The sequence below is a fragment of the Maribacter algae genome, assembly GCF_047345745.1.
Classification (GTDB): Bacteria; Bacteroidota; Bacteroidia; order Flavobacteriales; family Flavobacteriaceae; genus Maribacter.
Genome location: NZ_JBLFES010000002.1, coordinates 469311 through 484550, shown reverse-complemented (window position 1 = coordinate 484550; position 15240 = coordinate 469311). Strand labels below are relative to the sequence as shown.

At 38.1% G+C, this 15240-nt stretch carries 15 protein-coding genes; 7 read left to right on the top strand and 8 right to left on the bottom strand.

The genetic code is table 11. The annotated features are described in order from the left end of the window. Positions 1-313: 313 nt before the first annotated feature. Positions 314-2473, bottom strand: a complete 2160-nt coding sequence (locus ACKWBX_RS09180) for a TonB-dependent receptor (protein ID WP_413968376.1) — start codon at positions 2471-2473, stop codon at positions 314-316. Between the two features lie 401 nt (positions 2474-2874). Here ACKWBX_RS09180 and ACKWBX_RS09175 point away from each other — a divergent pair, with 401 nt between their 5' ends. Then, positions 2875-3255: a hypothetical protein gene (locus ACKWBX_RS09175; protein ID WP_413968375.1), complete on the top strand. Its 381-nt coding sequence runs from the start codon at positions 2875-2877 to the stop codon at positions 3253-3255. A gap of 125 nt (positions 3256-3380) precedes the next feature. Here ACKWBX_RS09175 and ACKWBX_RS09170 read toward each other — a convergent pair whose 3' ends face one another. Then, positions 3381-4763: a hypothetical protein gene (locus ACKWBX_RS09170; protein WP_413968374.1), complete on the bottom strand. Its 1383-nt coding sequence runs from the start codon at positions 4761-4763 to the stop codon at positions 3381-3383. Positions 4764-5258: 495 nt separating this feature from the next. On the opposite strand from ACKWBX_RS09170, the gene ACKWBX_RS09165 reads away from it, so the two are divergent. Continuing rightward, the gene (locus ACKWBX_RS09165) at positions 5259-6197 is read left to right on the top strand and encodes a LysR substrate-binding domain-containing protein (protein ID WP_413968373.1); all 939 of its coding nucleotides are present in this window, start codon (positions 5259-5261) and stop codon (positions 6195-6197) included. 10 nt (positions 6198-6207) lie between these two features. On the opposite strand, the gene ACKWBX_RS09160 is transcribed toward ACKWBX_RS09165, so the two are convergent. After that, the gene (locus ACKWBX_RS09160; protein ID WP_413968372.1) at positions 6208-6342 is read right to left on the bottom strand and encodes a hypothetical protein; all 135 of its coding nucleotides are present in this window, start codon (positions 6340-6342) and stop codon (positions 6208-6210) included. A 264-nt stretch (positions 6343-6606) separates the two neighbouring features. Here ACKWBX_RS09160 and ACKWBX_RS09155 point away from each other — a divergent pair, with 264 nt between their 5' ends. Beyond that, entirely contained in the window at positions 6607-7872 is a 1266-nt protein-coding gene (locus tag ACKWBX_RS09155; protein WP_413968371.1) for a D-alanyl-D-alanine carboxypeptidase, read from the top strand. Positions 7873-7918: 46 nt separating this feature from the next. On the opposite strand, the gene nudK is transcribed toward ACKWBX_RS09155, so the two are convergent. The 5 genes from nudK to ACKWBX_RS09130 all read right to left on the bottom strand — a co-directional run bounded on the left by nudK (position 7919) and on the right by ACKWBX_RS09130 (position 11289). After that, positions 7919-8509, bottom strand: a complete 591-nt coding sequence (nudK, locus tag ACKWBX_RS09150; RefSeq protein WP_413968370.1) for a GDP-mannose pyrophosphatase NudK — start codon at positions 8507-8509, stop codon at positions 7919-7921. A 6-nt stretch (positions 8510-8515) separates the two neighbouring features. After that, entirely contained in the window at positions 8516-9169 is a 654-nt protein-coding gene (locus tag ACKWBX_RS09145; RefSeq protein WP_413968369.1) for a DUF2461 domain-containing protein, read from the bottom strand. A 254-nt stretch (positions 9170-9423) separates the two neighbouring features. Beyond that, positions 9424-10221 carry a TIGR00266 family protein gene (locus ACKWBX_RS09140; RefSeq protein ID WP_413968368.1) on the bottom strand — a complete coding sequence of 266 codons (798 nt, stop codon included), beginning with the start codon at positions 10219-10221 and terminating at the stop codon, positions 9424-9426. 130 nt (positions 10222-10351) lie between these two features. Then, positions 10352-10804, bottom strand: coding sequence for an FKBP-type peptidyl-prolyl cis-trans isomerase (locus ACKWBX_RS09135; protein WP_413968367.1), 453 nt, complete (start codon positions 10802-10804; stop codon positions 10352-10354). 29 nt (positions 10805-10833) lie between these two features. Next, a complete protein-coding gene (locus tag ACKWBX_RS09130) occupies positions 10834-11289 on the bottom strand; it encodes a DUF4442 domain-containing protein (protein ID WP_413968366.1) in 456 nt (151 codons plus the stop codon). Positions 11290-11485: 196 nt separating this feature from the next. Here ACKWBX_RS09130 and ACKWBX_RS09125 point away from each other — a divergent pair, with 196 nt between their 5' ends. From ACKWBX_RS09125 to ACKWBX_RS09110, 4 genes are all read left to right on the top strand, one after another. Beyond that, a complete protein-coding gene (locus ACKWBX_RS09125) occupies positions 11486-11965 on the top strand; it encodes a DUF4870 domain-containing protein (RefSeq protein ID WP_413968365.1) in 480 nt (159 codons plus the stop codon). A gap of 256 nt (positions 11966-12221) precedes the next feature. Further along, the gene (locus ACKWBX_RS09120; RefSeq protein WP_272651664.1) at positions 12222-12557 is read left to right on the top strand and encodes a PadR family transcriptional regulator; all 336 of its coding nucleotides are present in this window, start codon (positions 12222-12224) and stop codon (positions 12555-12557) included. Between the two features lie 2 nt (positions 12558-12559). After that, positions 12560-14341, top strand: a complete 1782-nt coding sequence (locus tag ACKWBX_RS09115; protein ID WP_413968364.1) for a PspC domain-containing protein — start codon at positions 12560-12562, stop codon at positions 14339-14341. A gap of 99 nt (positions 14342-14440) precedes the next feature. Next, positions 14441-15172 (top strand): head GIN domain-containing protein, encoded by a 732-nt coding sequence (locus ACKWBX_RS09110; RefSeq protein ID WP_413968363.1) that lies wholly within the window; start codon positions 14441-14443, stop codon positions 15170-15172. Positions 15173-15240 lie beyond the last annotated feature (68 nt).

Here is a 15240-nt window from a genome sequence, read left to right as displayed (position 1 = left end):
TTTGAAATATAAAAGTCCGCTATTTCCTAATAAGGGATTGACTTTAATAAAATAATGGTGAATGCATTTAGAAAAAAGATAATATAAAATTTCTTAACGAGGAAAGCCACAAGGGTACCCGCCTACGGCCGGAAGGTTTTACTAGTTTCATATTACCTCTGGGCCAAAACCTAAATTTTATATTTTTCCCACCCGGAATTGCAAAAAGTCAATTCCGACCTCCCCAAAAGGGAGGTAATTTCCAAAATCTTACCTTACGAAAGAGAGGACCAAGGAAAAGCCACTGGGGAATTATTCGGATTGAATCAGATCGCTACAAATTGTCCAACTGATTACTACTTTTATCATCACTAATGGTCCAAAAGAAACCCACCACAAAGAAAGCATCGGCCGTGGGCCTTATAGCGCGTCTGTCAAAGATACCATTCATATTAGGTGTATTAGCGTATTGATAACCATTGACATTTTTAAATCCCGTAACATTACTAACGGAGAAGAACAATATTTTTTGTTGTGAAATTAAATAGGCCCAATTCATATTGATGCTGTTAAAAGCCTTGGTCTTTTCCGCTAAAAATTCCGGTGTGTTTGGATTGTCGTAAGGCCTCCCAGAACTAAAGTTGTACGAAAGCCCTATTTGCGAACGCCAATCCTCTACCCAATATTTCGTTACAAGAGATAGTCCGTGCGCCGGAGCAAAATTAGGCGTTGCACTTTCCCTAAAATTTCGAAAATCACGTTTGGTACTCAAGTAAGAATAGGAAGCCCAATAATCCAAGTTTTTAATACTCTTGTTATCTCTCCAAAATACATCTATACCTGTAGCATACCCTTTTCCAAGATTGTTGAACTCCGAATTGAATTGCGGCATCTCCGTATTGAATTTTACGAGCCTATCGTAATCCTTGTAATACGCCTCTGCCCTAAAGGTTTTTCCGTTGGAGAGGTATTGATAATTCAATATATAATGTGAGGTCTTTTCAAAATCCAGACTGCGATCAAACCTTAGGGACTCGTTTAACGGGTTTTGATAAAAATCCCCGTAAGCTAAAGAAAGCTGTCCGTTTTCACTACTCTTGTACGCCAACGATATCCTTGGGGCAACATTGGCATCAGCCAAAAAACTGGAGTATTCGCCCCGTACCCCAAGCTTCATTGCCAATTTGTTACTAAAGAAAATATCCGCTTCTGCAAAACCTGCGCTAAGATTATCCTTATAACCGGAATCAAAAGCAGCACCATCTGAAGCTGTTAAATTATCCTCATAATCCGTAATAAAGTGTTCCGCTCCGAAATTCAATTGAAAACGGTTGCTGAAATTTTTCTTTACTTTGACTTTTACATGTCCAGCGGTTTCATCTGCATTGATATTGTTGGCTTCAAAACCAATATCATTTTTATCGGAAGAAAGACTGGCTCCGGCAGTCATCGTCCATTCCTTGTCAAAAAAATATTTGTATGAAGCATTTGCGTAAAGGTTACTGTTCTTCAATCTAAAATTGACGAAATCCTCAAAATTGATATCCTCTTGGTCCAAATCCAAATTTGCCTGGTTAAACCCAGTATAGAACTTAAAAATGCTTTTATCGGTCTTACTCCTAAAAACCGCTTCGCCAGAAATGGATTCATAAGGTTTGTTCCAACGTGCGCCTTGTTCATTTGGGACTAACCATTGATAGGGTGCCAAATTTATATACTGTGCATTGACGCTAAGGGATTTGTTGCCCCAGATTTCGGTACGTCCAAGGCCTGCCCCAACGGACAATACCGAAATGTCCGTTTTCTCTTGGTCCGGTACATCTACGGTATTCAGTAAAAGTACACTGGAGAGCGCCTGTCCGTATTCTGCTGAATATCCACCTGTGCTAAAGGTAATTCCCTTAAAAAGAAAAGGGGAAAACCGTCCTCTCGTAGGAATATTGTTAGCAGTGGCATTGAAAGGTTGAAAAACGCGGAGTCCGTCAATAAATACTTGGGTTTCCCCGGCTTGGCCACCCCTAACGAAGAGTCTGCCATCTTCACTCACATTAGAAGTGCCGGGAAGTGTTTGTAAGGCCCCAACAAAATCGCCGGCTGCTCCTGCCGTAGTAACAATATCCAAAGGTTTTAAAACCGATACCTTGGAATTGTCACCAGCCTCAAAAGTACCCGCCGTCAAGGTTACTCCGTTCAATTGGTTGATAGCTTCCCGTAAATTGATTTTTACATCTTTTAAATAAGAAATATCCCCTGCTTGCATATAGGTTTCAAAGGATACCATAGAAACAATTAGGTTTTGTGTTCCGGTTTCTAGGGTTTCAAAACTAAAAATTCCTTTTTCATCGGTAGAGGCCCCATCATAAGTACCTTCCAAGTAAACGTTGGCACCTTCTATTGGATTGTTTTTGGTATCTGTTACGATGCCCGAAATTATGGTTTGGCTAAATGTAAAAGAGGAAATCAATAAGAAAATAAATAATGTAATGCGTTTCATGGGTTCGTTATTTGATTGTACATCACAAAACTCTCCCCTTTTTAAAAAGTTTACCAAAACGTTTTACCCAATTGTATTTTTTCAAGACCGAATTGAAATTTCCTTAATCCATAAGAAGGTTTAGTCCCTGAAAACGAAAAAGAATTTCATTCTTTTTGAGCGAGAGTCGTTCCGACAGGGCACGGCGACGATGAATCCCATGGTATGGATTCATCATGGGATTTCTCACTGCGTTCAAAATGACAGATACTCTTAAAAGTTCATAGGAACTAAAAGTAGCTGCAATGAAATTGCAGGGTTTTAACCTTTAACTAGATAATAAACTATGGATAACATTCGTATTCTATTTTTTTGGATTAAGCCAAATATGACCATTGTTCGATATTTGAAAAAAAAGTAATATGGACGGTGTGACAAGACCTAAGCAAGTGAAATCCGATACAGCGGTGCAATTGATTTCCAATACAGATTTGGCAATAAAAACGATAAAACGTCAAAAGAAAATCAAAAAATTGAATAAAAATATCTTCTTGAAATTTAGTCTTTTGAGTAAAAGATATGCTATTGACGAAATAAGGGACCTTTTGCAATCTCTGGAAGACTGTCATACTAAAAATAGGAGACTTTTGTATTTACTGGAAGCATCCCAATCCCAAAATAAGGTCACCCACCCAGCAATTTTACGTATGATAGATCAACTTGAAAAGGAGCTTGAACAAATACGAAATGTATATAAAAATATAAATTTGGGAAAAGAAACAAAAGCTTTACAGAAGCAGTGAACATGCGTTGTTGAAATATAAGAGCGTTCACCAAAAGACGAATAGTTAAGCCTATACCTTGAGAAACACAAAAAAGAAAGCCCGGTCGCATTGCGACCGGGCTTTTATTTATAACTTAAAAAATATTAATTACGTGGTGATCCTATTTGGGTACCGATTACACTTGCATCCGGTTGAGTGATTACTGGACAATTGATAATTGCGCCCGTTGCCGTTAACAAATCCGATAAAGAGTTTGATAAAGGGCTTGGATTTGCATTTCCTCTAAAAGGAATCAAAGTACCATCTGCAAGAAGATCATTGATTTGATCAAAACTTTTCAAAATCACACGTTCTTCAGCTGGGACCGTAAATTCGGTAATATGAGCGTCCCACATTGGTGAATATGCTGGATCCCTTGGATCAATTGGAAAAGTATTCGTAGGATCGTTTACTTGGCGCTCACTCAAAGAAGCCGTATTCAATCCTTGGAATCCATCAGGGTTATTAGCTCCTGGTAATACTCCGTTTGCCGTTGGGCTAAAAGGTAACATAGAACCTCCTGGGAAAAGGCCAAACGTTGGCAAGTTTGCCAATTTTGGAGCAAAAACCCCTAATTCTATTGTAGCAGGACCTGGATCAGAGGTATCGGTTACAATATGGAAATAGTAAGGGGCATCATCGTGCCATCCGTCCAAAAGTTGCATTACAACAGATGCCTGGCTTCTATCCAGATTTGGATTGTTTTGATCATCTTCCTCAGCTTGACTGTTCCCATTTGGATTAGGAATCCTGTCATGAATACCTGTACTGTTGGCAACCAATTGTGCATTGATTACAACATCCGTACCTGGTAATACTACATAAGAAGACCAATTGTCATCCGCTATTGCGCCTGGGTTAACTTCTGCTGGAGGAAATCCGAATAATTGACCATCTGCACCACCAGCGGTTAAAGATCTTTTAGGTGAAAAATCTACAGATCCTTCAAAAACAAGTCTACCATCATCGGTCCACTGTGATTCTTGCTCTCCACCGGATCCTATTGCCTCCGCCATTCTTGGCGAATAAATAATTCCCAATAACCTTGCAAGACCTCTATCGGAGGCTTCGGTTATTACGTAGTGTGCCTCTCTATTTTCTCCAGAAGGCAATGTTTCCCAACCTTGAAACATAGGAAATCTAGCTGTAGGACCCGCTGGTACTACGCTTCTATCGGTACGAAAATCAATGCCCAATACACTAGGTATAAAAACATTCTGTTCGGCTGTAAATGTAAGCGCAGGATTCTCTGCATTATAGGGAACTCCCCCATCAGCTTCAATACTAGCCAATAATAAGCCTGCGGCATCTACCATCATTGCGTCTACGCCATCCCGACCATCTTGACCATCGGCACCATCTTGACCATCTACTCCGTCCACACCATCAACACCATCAACCCCGTCTATACCATCTTCGGGGTCGCAACTTGTTAAAAATACTCCCAGTGACATCACTGCTACAAATAATAAATTCAATTTTTTCATTTCTATTAGATTTAGATTATAATTATTGTTTTTTGTAATTCAAAAGGCCTAAAAGTGAATTACAGAATGAGACTGGTATACTTTGTTTTACTTACGGGAATGATGGAAGTGATTTATTGAAACTCATTTTTTACTTTTTTAAATTCCTATATATCAGATGATTAAACTGAACATTTTTAACATGTTAAATAAAACATAAAAAAAATACGTCTAAAAAAGTGCGAATTATTTTACAGAAATGAAATAGTAAAAGAACAGGTTGTTGATACTTTTGTTACATTCTTTGTGTATAGCACATCAAGTTTCAATTGCGCTTTAAAAGAAAATGTAGGATTAGATTTGAAGAAAGTCTACTCCATTGACCAAAAATCAAGAAAGACCTTCGTTATAAAATCTTTTATATATCATTTAATAATCCCCTTCATAATATAACTGACATTTATCATAAGTTTTACTGATGGTTTTTTGTAATTTTATAAGACAAATCTGTTCCTTATGACGATTACCCAATTGCAATATGTTCTTGCCGTAGCCGAATATCAAAACTTTACACTTGCGGCAGAGAAAAGCTTTGTTACACAACCTACTTTGAGCATGCAGGTCCAAAAACTTGAAGATGAGCTGGATATCTTGATTTTTGACCGTAGCAAAAAGCCAATATCCATCACGGAAGTCGGTAAAAAAATTGTTGCGCAAGCCAAAAATATAGTGAACGAAGCGGAGCGCATCAAAGATATTGTAGATCAGGAAAAAGGATTTATCGGTGGTGATTTTACTTTGGGCATCATCCCAACGATTATGCCTACGTTGTTGCCCATGTTCCTAAAAACTTTTATAAATAAATATCCAAAGGTCAATCTTATTATTAAAGAACAGAGCACTGAAAATCTTATAAAAAATATCCAAGACGGGCACCTGGACGCTGCAATAGCCGCCACTCCTTTGGAAGTAGACTTCATAACCGAAAGACCACTTTACTACGAGCCGTTCGTAGGATACGTACCCAAAGACCATCGCTTGCGTAAATTAAAAGAATTGAGTCCTGAGAATTTAGATGTTTCCGATATCTTGTTACTTCAAGACGGACATTGTTTTAGGGAAGGTGTTTTGAATCTTTGTAAAACCCGTAAAAAAATAGGCGAAGAACATTTTAGATTACAGAGCGGAAGTTTTGAGACACTTATAAATTTGGCCAATGAAGGATTGGGGATGACATTGCTTCCCTTTTTAAATACCATTGAGCTTGATGCATCAAAAAAAGAGAATCTAAAATATTTTCGGGAACCTTCCCCTGCACGGGAGGTAAGTATTATTTATCATAAGAAAGAATTGAAAATTCAAATTACAGAGGCCATAAGGGATACCATTGCATCTGTAGTAAGAGGTGCCATCGCCTTTCAAGATGTAAAAATTATAAGCCCGTTGAACAAATAAAAAAGCCACTTTAAAGTGGCTTTTCGTTATTATTGATATACATTAAACTTTGTTGTAATTCTGGCTTGTCCGTTATGAACTGTTGTAACCAGATTTTGAGTTCCTCCGCCTCTTCGGGCATTAAGTTCAGGAGTGCTTTTTTCAACTCCTTGCAAAACAGTTTAACGTCAAAACTAACTTTTTTTAACACCGTTTTGCTGTACTCTAACATGCTATTGGCCATATAGTACGATTCTTTTAGGATTTATGTTGTTCCTCAAATTTAAACAGAAAATTGAGGATTATATTGTTCTAAAAAGTTAAAAAGAAAGAAAAACTGTTAAACTATTCGTATTACATTTAGTATTTTTAAAAATATGATATACTACTCCTCTTATTTCCCAAAAAGCCTATAAAACTTACTGTTTTTATGCGAAAACTTATTTTATATAGCTTGTTCAGCATCTTTATTGGTTGTTCAGCAACTAAAAAAAGGTTAAACAAAAACATAGAAAATATCATACAAACCCGTTTTTATCAAAATCAGTTTACGGGCCTTTTAGTAATTGATCCAGTAACAAAAGACACGCTTTATAATCTGAACAGTAAAAAGTATTTTACTCCTGCAAGCAATACCAAAATCTTTACGCTATATACATCCATAAAAGCGCTACCGGAGAAGATTCCTGCATTAAAATATAGTTATAGAAACGACACCCTTTATTTTGAAGGTACGGGAGACCCCTCATTTTTACATCCTTATCTAAAGGATAGTACCGTGTATCATTTTTTAAAAAACAAAAGGAACATTGTTTTATATGAAAAACCACTTCTAGATCAGCCTTTGGGACCAGGGTGGGCCTGGGAGGATTATGATCAATACTACGCTCCGGAGCGCAGTGCCTTACCTGTTTATGGCAATATAACCCGGATTTTCAAAAATCCTGAACTAAAGGTATTACCAACGTACTTTAAGGATAGCGTTCTAGAGCTGAACTTTAAGACCAACAGGGCCTTGCATAAAAACTTATTTTATTTTGATGGAACCCGAAACGACACGCTAGAAGTTCCTTTTAAGACAAATTCCAAAACGTTACATCGTCTTTTAGAAGCTTCACTACTTAAAAAAATAGATATAACCCATAAAATGCCCGAGGGACCTAAAAATATATTTTATGGAATACCTTCTGATTCGCTTTATATGCGATTAATGCATGAAAGCGACAATTTTATTGCGGAACAATTACTTATCCTCTCCGCCAATCAGTGGACCGACACCCTAAGCAGTACCATTGCCCGTAATAAAATCCTAGAAGACTATTTAGCTGATATACCTCAACAGCCAAGATGGGTAGATGGTTCCGGGCTTTCTCGGTACAATCTTTTTACACCACAATCTATGGTCTATGTATTGGAAAAATTATACGAAGAAATTCCCAAAGAACGGCTTTTTAAAATTTTCCCCTCAGCCGGGATTTCGGGCACGCTAACGAATTGGCCAAGCCTAACAAAAGAGCCATATCTATACGCTAAATCGGGCAGTTTGGGCAATAACTATTGCCTAAGCGGTTATTTGATTACCAATTCAGGGAAGACATTGATTTTCAGTTTTATGAACAATCACTTTACAAATTCCAGTTCAGAAGTAAAACTACGGATGCAATCTATTTTTCAAATCTTAAGAAATACCTATTAATAAGTAAGCTCGCACTAAACGATCCAGCGTTTATTTAAAGTGATTTTTATCTATAAGATAGGATATTGTTCATGGCTGCGTACTGTAGCAACAAAATTGTTTTTGCATCATTAATTTCACCTGACTTTACCATTTTCAAGGCTTCTTTGAAAGGATATTCCAAAACCTCTATGTTTTCCGTTTCGTGGTCGGCTCCACCGCCTTCCCCTACTTTCATACGCGCTGAATATTCACCGATAAACAGATATAAAATTTCAGTAACGGAACCAGGAGACATATATGTTTCCATGACTCGTTCTACTTTATCTATCTGATACCCCGTTTCTTCTTCGGTTTCCTTTCGGATACAATCCTCAGGATCATCCCCATCAAGTAATCCGGCACAGACTTCTATCATCATCCCGTCATCATTTCCATTTACATAAGTTGGCATTCGAAACTGCTTGGTTAATACTATCGTCTGTTTTTCACGATTGTAGAGTAAAATCCCAGCGCCGTTACCACGGTCATACGCTTCACGTTGTTGCTCCTCCCAAGTCCCATCATTTTTTTGATATTCAAACGTAAACTTGTTTAAGGTGTACCAATTATCCGACAACAATTCCTTTCTGATATTTCTTACTTTTCTATTATCCATAAATATCTAAACAGTCACTGCTTCATTCAAATACCTACGAAAAGGAAGCATTTCTTTATATACTTTAATCAATTTTTTTTCAAAATCCTTCTTAAAGACTTCTGTGGTAGCAAACTCCGTAGCAACAGCGAACGTTTTGTTTCTGAGCAAGTCTATATAGGGATGGTCATTTGAAAAACCCTTGGGAGCGTTGGTTAATTTCACATCTTCATAAAGACCTCCAAAGGTTTTTTTAAAGGATGGTTTATTGATTATTTTCAGTAATTCTTCACCATTATAATCAATAGCATCTCGAATACTTCTTAATCGTTTTGGGTCCGGTCGCCAAAGTCCACCGGCAAACATGCAGCGTTTAATCCCAATTTCAACATAGAAATCGCCAGTATTGGGCCGTTTGTCCAGACCCGCTCCAAAATGGTCTTTGTAAATGGGTTTGTTCGGATGGAACATCAGGTTGTTATTAATACGATTGATGCCTTTCTTTCCGGGAGTATCATAATAGTCATCATCTATTGTAGCAAGCTTTGCATTCATTTTATCCAACCAGCCAATAAAATCATCACGGACTTCTTTGTACCATTTCCTGTTAGCATCCATCCACTCTTTATTATTGTTCTTTTGAAGTTCTTTCAGGAAGTTGATTTGGTTTTTGAAATTCATAAGTAGAGAGTACGAAATAAAAGGTATGAATATAAAGAATGAATTTTTAAAACAATAATGTCTTTGCAAGCAACGAAATAATCTATTGAAATTGGTCCAAAAGTTAAATAGACTAATTAGAAATTGAAAAAACAAAGTGCTTCGTCACTTGCGGAAATGAATGAACTCCTTTAAAGACGTTAGATTTTAGAAATGATATTTAGAAAATGATAAAAGTCCCCTCACCCTTTGGGGAAGGGATTTAGGGGTGGGGCTTAAAACCCTCTATCACCGCCTACAATATCTCCCAAAGTTCCTAAAATACTTCCTTCACCTTTATCCTTTCCTCCCCTAGGGATGGAAGCCAAGACCCTACCTGCCAATCTACTAAAGGGTAAAGATTGTATATAAACCGTTCCCGGGCCACGGAGCGTAGCGAAGAACAAACCTTCACCACCGAAAATCGTATTTTTGATTCCGCCAACAAATTCTATATCATAGTCCACTGTATGTGAAAATCCTACGATACAACCTGTATCTACCTTTAAAACTTCCCCAGGACCCAACTCTTTTTTGGCCATAGTGCCTCCGGCATGTACAAAGGCCATTCCGTCACCCTCCAGTTTTTGCATAATAAAGCCTTCTCCTCCAAAAAGACCTCTTCCCAGTTTTTTTGAGAATTCTATACCTACTGAAACGCCTTTGGCGGCACATAAGAATGCATCTTTCTGACAAATGAACTTTCCACCTTTTTCGGATAAATCTATAGGAAGTATTTTTCCGGGATAGGGCGATGCAAAACTGACTTTCTTTTTCCTTTGTCCCTGATTTAGAAAAGCGGTCATAAATAAGCTTTCTCCGGTCAGCATTCGTTTTCCTGCCGAGAATATCTTTCCCAAAACGCTACTGTCTTGGTTGGAACCATCTCCAAAAATAGTATCCATCTTAATGTCGGTGTCCATCATCATAAAGCTTCCGGCTTCCGCTACAACGGCTTCTTGAGGGTCCAGCTCTATTTCTACATATTGCATTTCCTCTCCGTAAATTTCAAAGTCTATTTCGTGTGCGTTCATTTTTTTTGTGTTTTATGTTTGATGAGCTTATAGGTTGACAAAAAAGAAATTTTGTTACAGCATGGTTTTAGACTGGTGATAACTTGTTCCAATTTTACACGTTATAATGGTTCTACAGCCCATACCAAAACTAATTTATCGCCAAAAGTTCAATATCAAAAACCAAAACAGCCCCACCGGGAATACCACTTCTACCCGCATTACCATATGCCAAACGCGAAGGAATCAATAAAACTCCGCTTCCTCCTTCCTTAAAATAGGTAATGCCCTCCGTCCAACCTGCAATAACTTGATTCAAATTAAAAGAGATGCCCTCAGCACCACTTTCATCAAAAACGTTCCCATTGGTAAAATATCCCCTGTAAGCGACCGTAACATTGGAGCTGGCATTGGGGTTGTCCCCAGACCCGACCTCATCAATAACATAATACAAACCTGTTGCACTTTTTTGGGCATTTAAATTATTTGCATTTATATACTCTAAAATTTCAGTTTCATTGGCTTCGGTAAAATCCTTTTCTTCATTATTGGAAGAGCATGCAACAAAAAGTACTATTAAAAAGGGAATCAAGCTTTTTCTCATCGTTATTCATAATTGTATTAGTTTATTATTTATTTCTTCAACCGTACAGTCCACTCAAAATCAAAAGTACTGACCACTACCCCATCTTCATTGATACCGACCGACTCCATCCAAATGGTTTGTCCTTCTCCCGTAGCAATGGTTCTATCCAAAGCAGCCTTTATCAAATGACCATCCTCACAAGTAAAGGTTATTTTTCCGGTAGCTTTTTTTGAAAAGTTGGCTTTGTTGTTCTGTACCAACATGGAAATTTTCTTTCCACTATTTCTGATCTGATCTATCATCATGGCACCCGTAGCCAGCTCCGCTGCCATACCCTGAACCGCCCAAAACATACTTTTAAACGGATTCTGATTGAACCATTTGTGCTTTACCGTCACAATGGCCTTCTTCTCATCCATATATTTTAAGCGCACTCCGCACCACCAAGCAGAAGGAAGCTTAAAAAAGGTAAATGTATTGAATTTACTAGTGCTTACGGCCATTTTACTTTTAATTTTTGATAAAAGTATCGATTAATTTCCGTAATCTAAAGTGTTAATATTATGTTAATATATGGTACTATGTGTTGCATAGTACCTTCTTTTAGATATATATTTGTATAAGAAGTTATTAGGTTATCAATATAATTGTATAATACCCAGTAACCAAAATCAATCATCAGATAGTAACGAACGAGCCATGACAGAAACCGTAACAAAACACCAAAGAAACCTCTCCGCACTCATCCATGCGAGTACGTTTTCCAAATTTTTTATCCCTTTTGGGAATTTTATTTTGCCCTTGGTCCTTTGGACAGCGAATAAAAAAGAATATGAGTTTGTAGATTATAACGGGAAACAGGTTTTAAATTTTCAAATTAGCCTTCTCCTCTATTCTTTTATATTGGGAATTGTTTCCATTCCTTTTTTTATTAATTTTTTTGATGTTTTTGATTTTGAACATTTTAGACTGTTCAATCTAAACCGTCACAACACTTTTGATTTTCATTTTGATTCTGATGATTTTCGTTTTGGACATTGGATCTTGCCCATAGGATTTGCCGGGCTGGCACAAGGAGCACTTTTCGTTGTAAACATAGTCTATACCATTTTAGGGACTATCAGAACCAATGAAGGACAAATTTTTAAATACCCTATAACCATTAAATTCATCAAATAATGACAACTATCATAAAAGTAATATTAGCGATCATCGTGGCCTTCATTACAGGAATGGTGACTTTGTAAAAAAGAATCGGGTACTCATCATACCTCAGGAGTTTAATTATCAATCAAATCAAACAAGATGTTTATTCATCAATCAAAAAACGAACCGTTAACCCATGCAGACGATTACAGGACAAAGAGAGCCTGCGGCACAAACAGGCAAGCAATCCCCAAAAAAATCGGGGCTGCATAAAAAGCAAAAAGAAGTTATGAACGTAGAAAATACAAAAGCGCAGATGCGTAAGGGAGTCTTGGAGTACTGCATACTGTCCATCCTCAATGGGGAGGACAAGTATGCTTCCGAAATCCTGAACACGCTCAAGGACGCTAAAATGCTGGTAGTAGAGGGTACCATTTATCCCCTCTTGACCCGATTAAAAAATGCGGGGCTATTAAACTACCGTTGGGAAGAATCTACCTCTGGACCCCCACGTAAATACTATACCCTAACAGAAACCGGCAAACTTTTCCTTAAAGAGCTGGATACCACTTGGGACGAATTGAGAAAAGCCACAAACCTGGTAACCAACACAAAAAACAGCTAACAATGAACAAGACAGTAAATATAAATCTAGCGAACATGCTCTTCCATATAGATGAAGATGCATATAATAAAATGCGAAGGTATCTGGAATCGGTTAAACGTTCCTTTGCCAATACGCCCGGAAGCGATGAGATTCTTGCCGACATCGAAGCAAGGATTGCCGAACTTTTCTATGAAAAACTGGAAAACGAAAGACAGGTCATCACGGAAAAACAAGTGGACGAGGTCATTGCCATCATGGGACAGCCCGAAGATTACATGGTAGATGAGGATATCTTTGAAGACGAACCAAGGGCAAAAAGCACTACGGAACAAACTAGGGTCAAAAAATTATACAGGGATACGGAACAGAAATATGTAGCCGGTGTCTCCTCTGGCTTGGCCCACTATCTGGGTATTGACCCATTATGGATTCGAATTCTTTGGGTATTCCTGACCATAGGTTCCGGCGGTGGGTTTATTCTCCTATACGGGCTTTTATGGATATTGATTCCGGAAGCCAAGACCACCTCTCAAAAGCTGGATATGCGTGGAGAAGCTATAAACATCAGCAATATAGAGCGAAAGGTAAAAGAGGGTTTTGAAGAGGTAGCCGATAAAGTGAAAAGTGTGGACTACGAAGAAGTAGGAAACAAAGTAAAAAGCGGTGGTAAAACCTTTTTTGATACCCTGGGAGATATTATCATGTTCTTTTTCAAGGTATTCGGGAAATTCATTGGCATTCTGTTGATCATTATCGGCGCATCAACACTTATAGGATTGTTCATAGGACTTTTATCGGTAGGGGTTATGGATTTGATACATGTTCCGGGACTGGATTTCTACAGTGTTGTGAACTCCAGCGGTATGCCGGTTTGGCTAATATCCATTCTTGCATTCTTTGCCATCGGTATTCCATTTTTCTTCCTGCTCTATTTAGGATTGAAAATTTTAGTGACCAATTTAAAGTCGATCGGGAATATTGCAAAATTTTCACTATTGGGACTTTGGTTGATATCCATCATATTTCTGATTGTTTTTGGTATTCGCGAGGCGGCTTCCAGAGCATATTCCGGCAATACAAGTTCTGAACAGGAACTTTATTTTGAAACTGATATGGACACCCTGAACCTTCAATTGGTCTCATCGGAATTTTATGAAAACGGTAATGAAATGCGCATGGGAAAGATGCTCATCGTACATGATGAAAACGGAAATCAGCTATTGCAGTCGGAAGATGTGCGTTTTAGAATAGAAAAATCAAAAGATTCCGTTTTTAGAATCAAGATCAGAAAAGAAGCGGACGGCCCTTCTTTTGCAAAAGCAAAACAAACTGCGGAGGCCATAGACTATAGCTATGTGTTGGATGGCAATACCTTGTTATTGAACGATTTCTTGACTACGGGGAACCAAAATAAATTCAAAGACCAAGAAGTGAAGGTGAATCTTTACATTCCTAGCGGAACGGTATTGACCTATGATAAAGGCAATGCCAGAAGTTGGGTGATGCGCGCCGATACGGATAAAGATGTGAACGACCTTAGCGATTACACTTGGAGAATGTCCTTGAATTCAGAATTAGAGTGTTTGGACTGCCCGGATGATATGGAATATGAAGACAACGGCGAAAATAGAATCCGTATCAACGAAAACGGCATTGATATCAACATCAACGAGAATGGCGAAAAAGGAAAAATAAAGATTGATGAAAACGGTATCGATATCGATGTCAAGGATAATGGCGAATCGTTTAAAATGAAATTAGATGAGAACGGAGTGAAGGTAAAAGCGAACGATTCCAATTGAAAGGACAATTCAGCACCTTATTTCAACAGTTGGGAAAAACGGAATATTATATTAAATCATAAAGAATCAATTTTACATCAATCTTAAAAATAAAAAATCATGACAACACTAGTTAAAGTTTCAATTGCAATGCTACTGGCACTCTTCTTATCCTCCTGTGGCTTCGATATTAATTTAGGCGACTTCGGTTCCGGTAAAAAAGGGAACGGCGTGGTCGTTGAGGAAAACAGAAAAGTAACAGGTGATTTCACCGCTGTTTACGCTTCCGAAGGTTTGGATGTTTATGTCACCCAGGACGATGAATTTAAAATTTCCGTAGAGGCTGACGAAAATATCATCGATTTAATAGGGACCGATATCAAGAATGGCAAACTAAGAATCCATGCCATAGAAAATATTGGCAGGGCTACTAAAAAGGTATTTGTTTCCTTACCGGAGGTTACCACTTTAGAAACATCCAGCGGTGCACATTTAACGGCCCAAAATGTAATCGAAAGCAATGAATTGAGTATTGAGTCCAGCAGCGGCTCTATCTTGAACGCGGAGGTCATGGCGAATGAATTGGAACTAGATGCAAGTAGCGGAGCCAATATCGAAGTCTCTGGAAAGGCCGTTGAAGTCTATGTGGATGGTAGCAGTGGTGCTAACATTAGAGCCAAAAACTTAGAAGCAAAAAAATGTAGAGCGGAGGGTAGCAGCGGTTCCAATATCAGTGTAAATGTATCGGAAACGCTTACGGCAGATGCTAGCAGTGGTGCCAATATCAGCTATTTAGGAGATGCTACCGTAAAGAAGAACAAATCGGTTTCCGGAAGCGTGCACAAATATTAGGTTTTCTTTCAGGTTGATCAAACCACCTAACCTTCAAAACCCGTTGAAATTTCAACGGGTTTTGCATT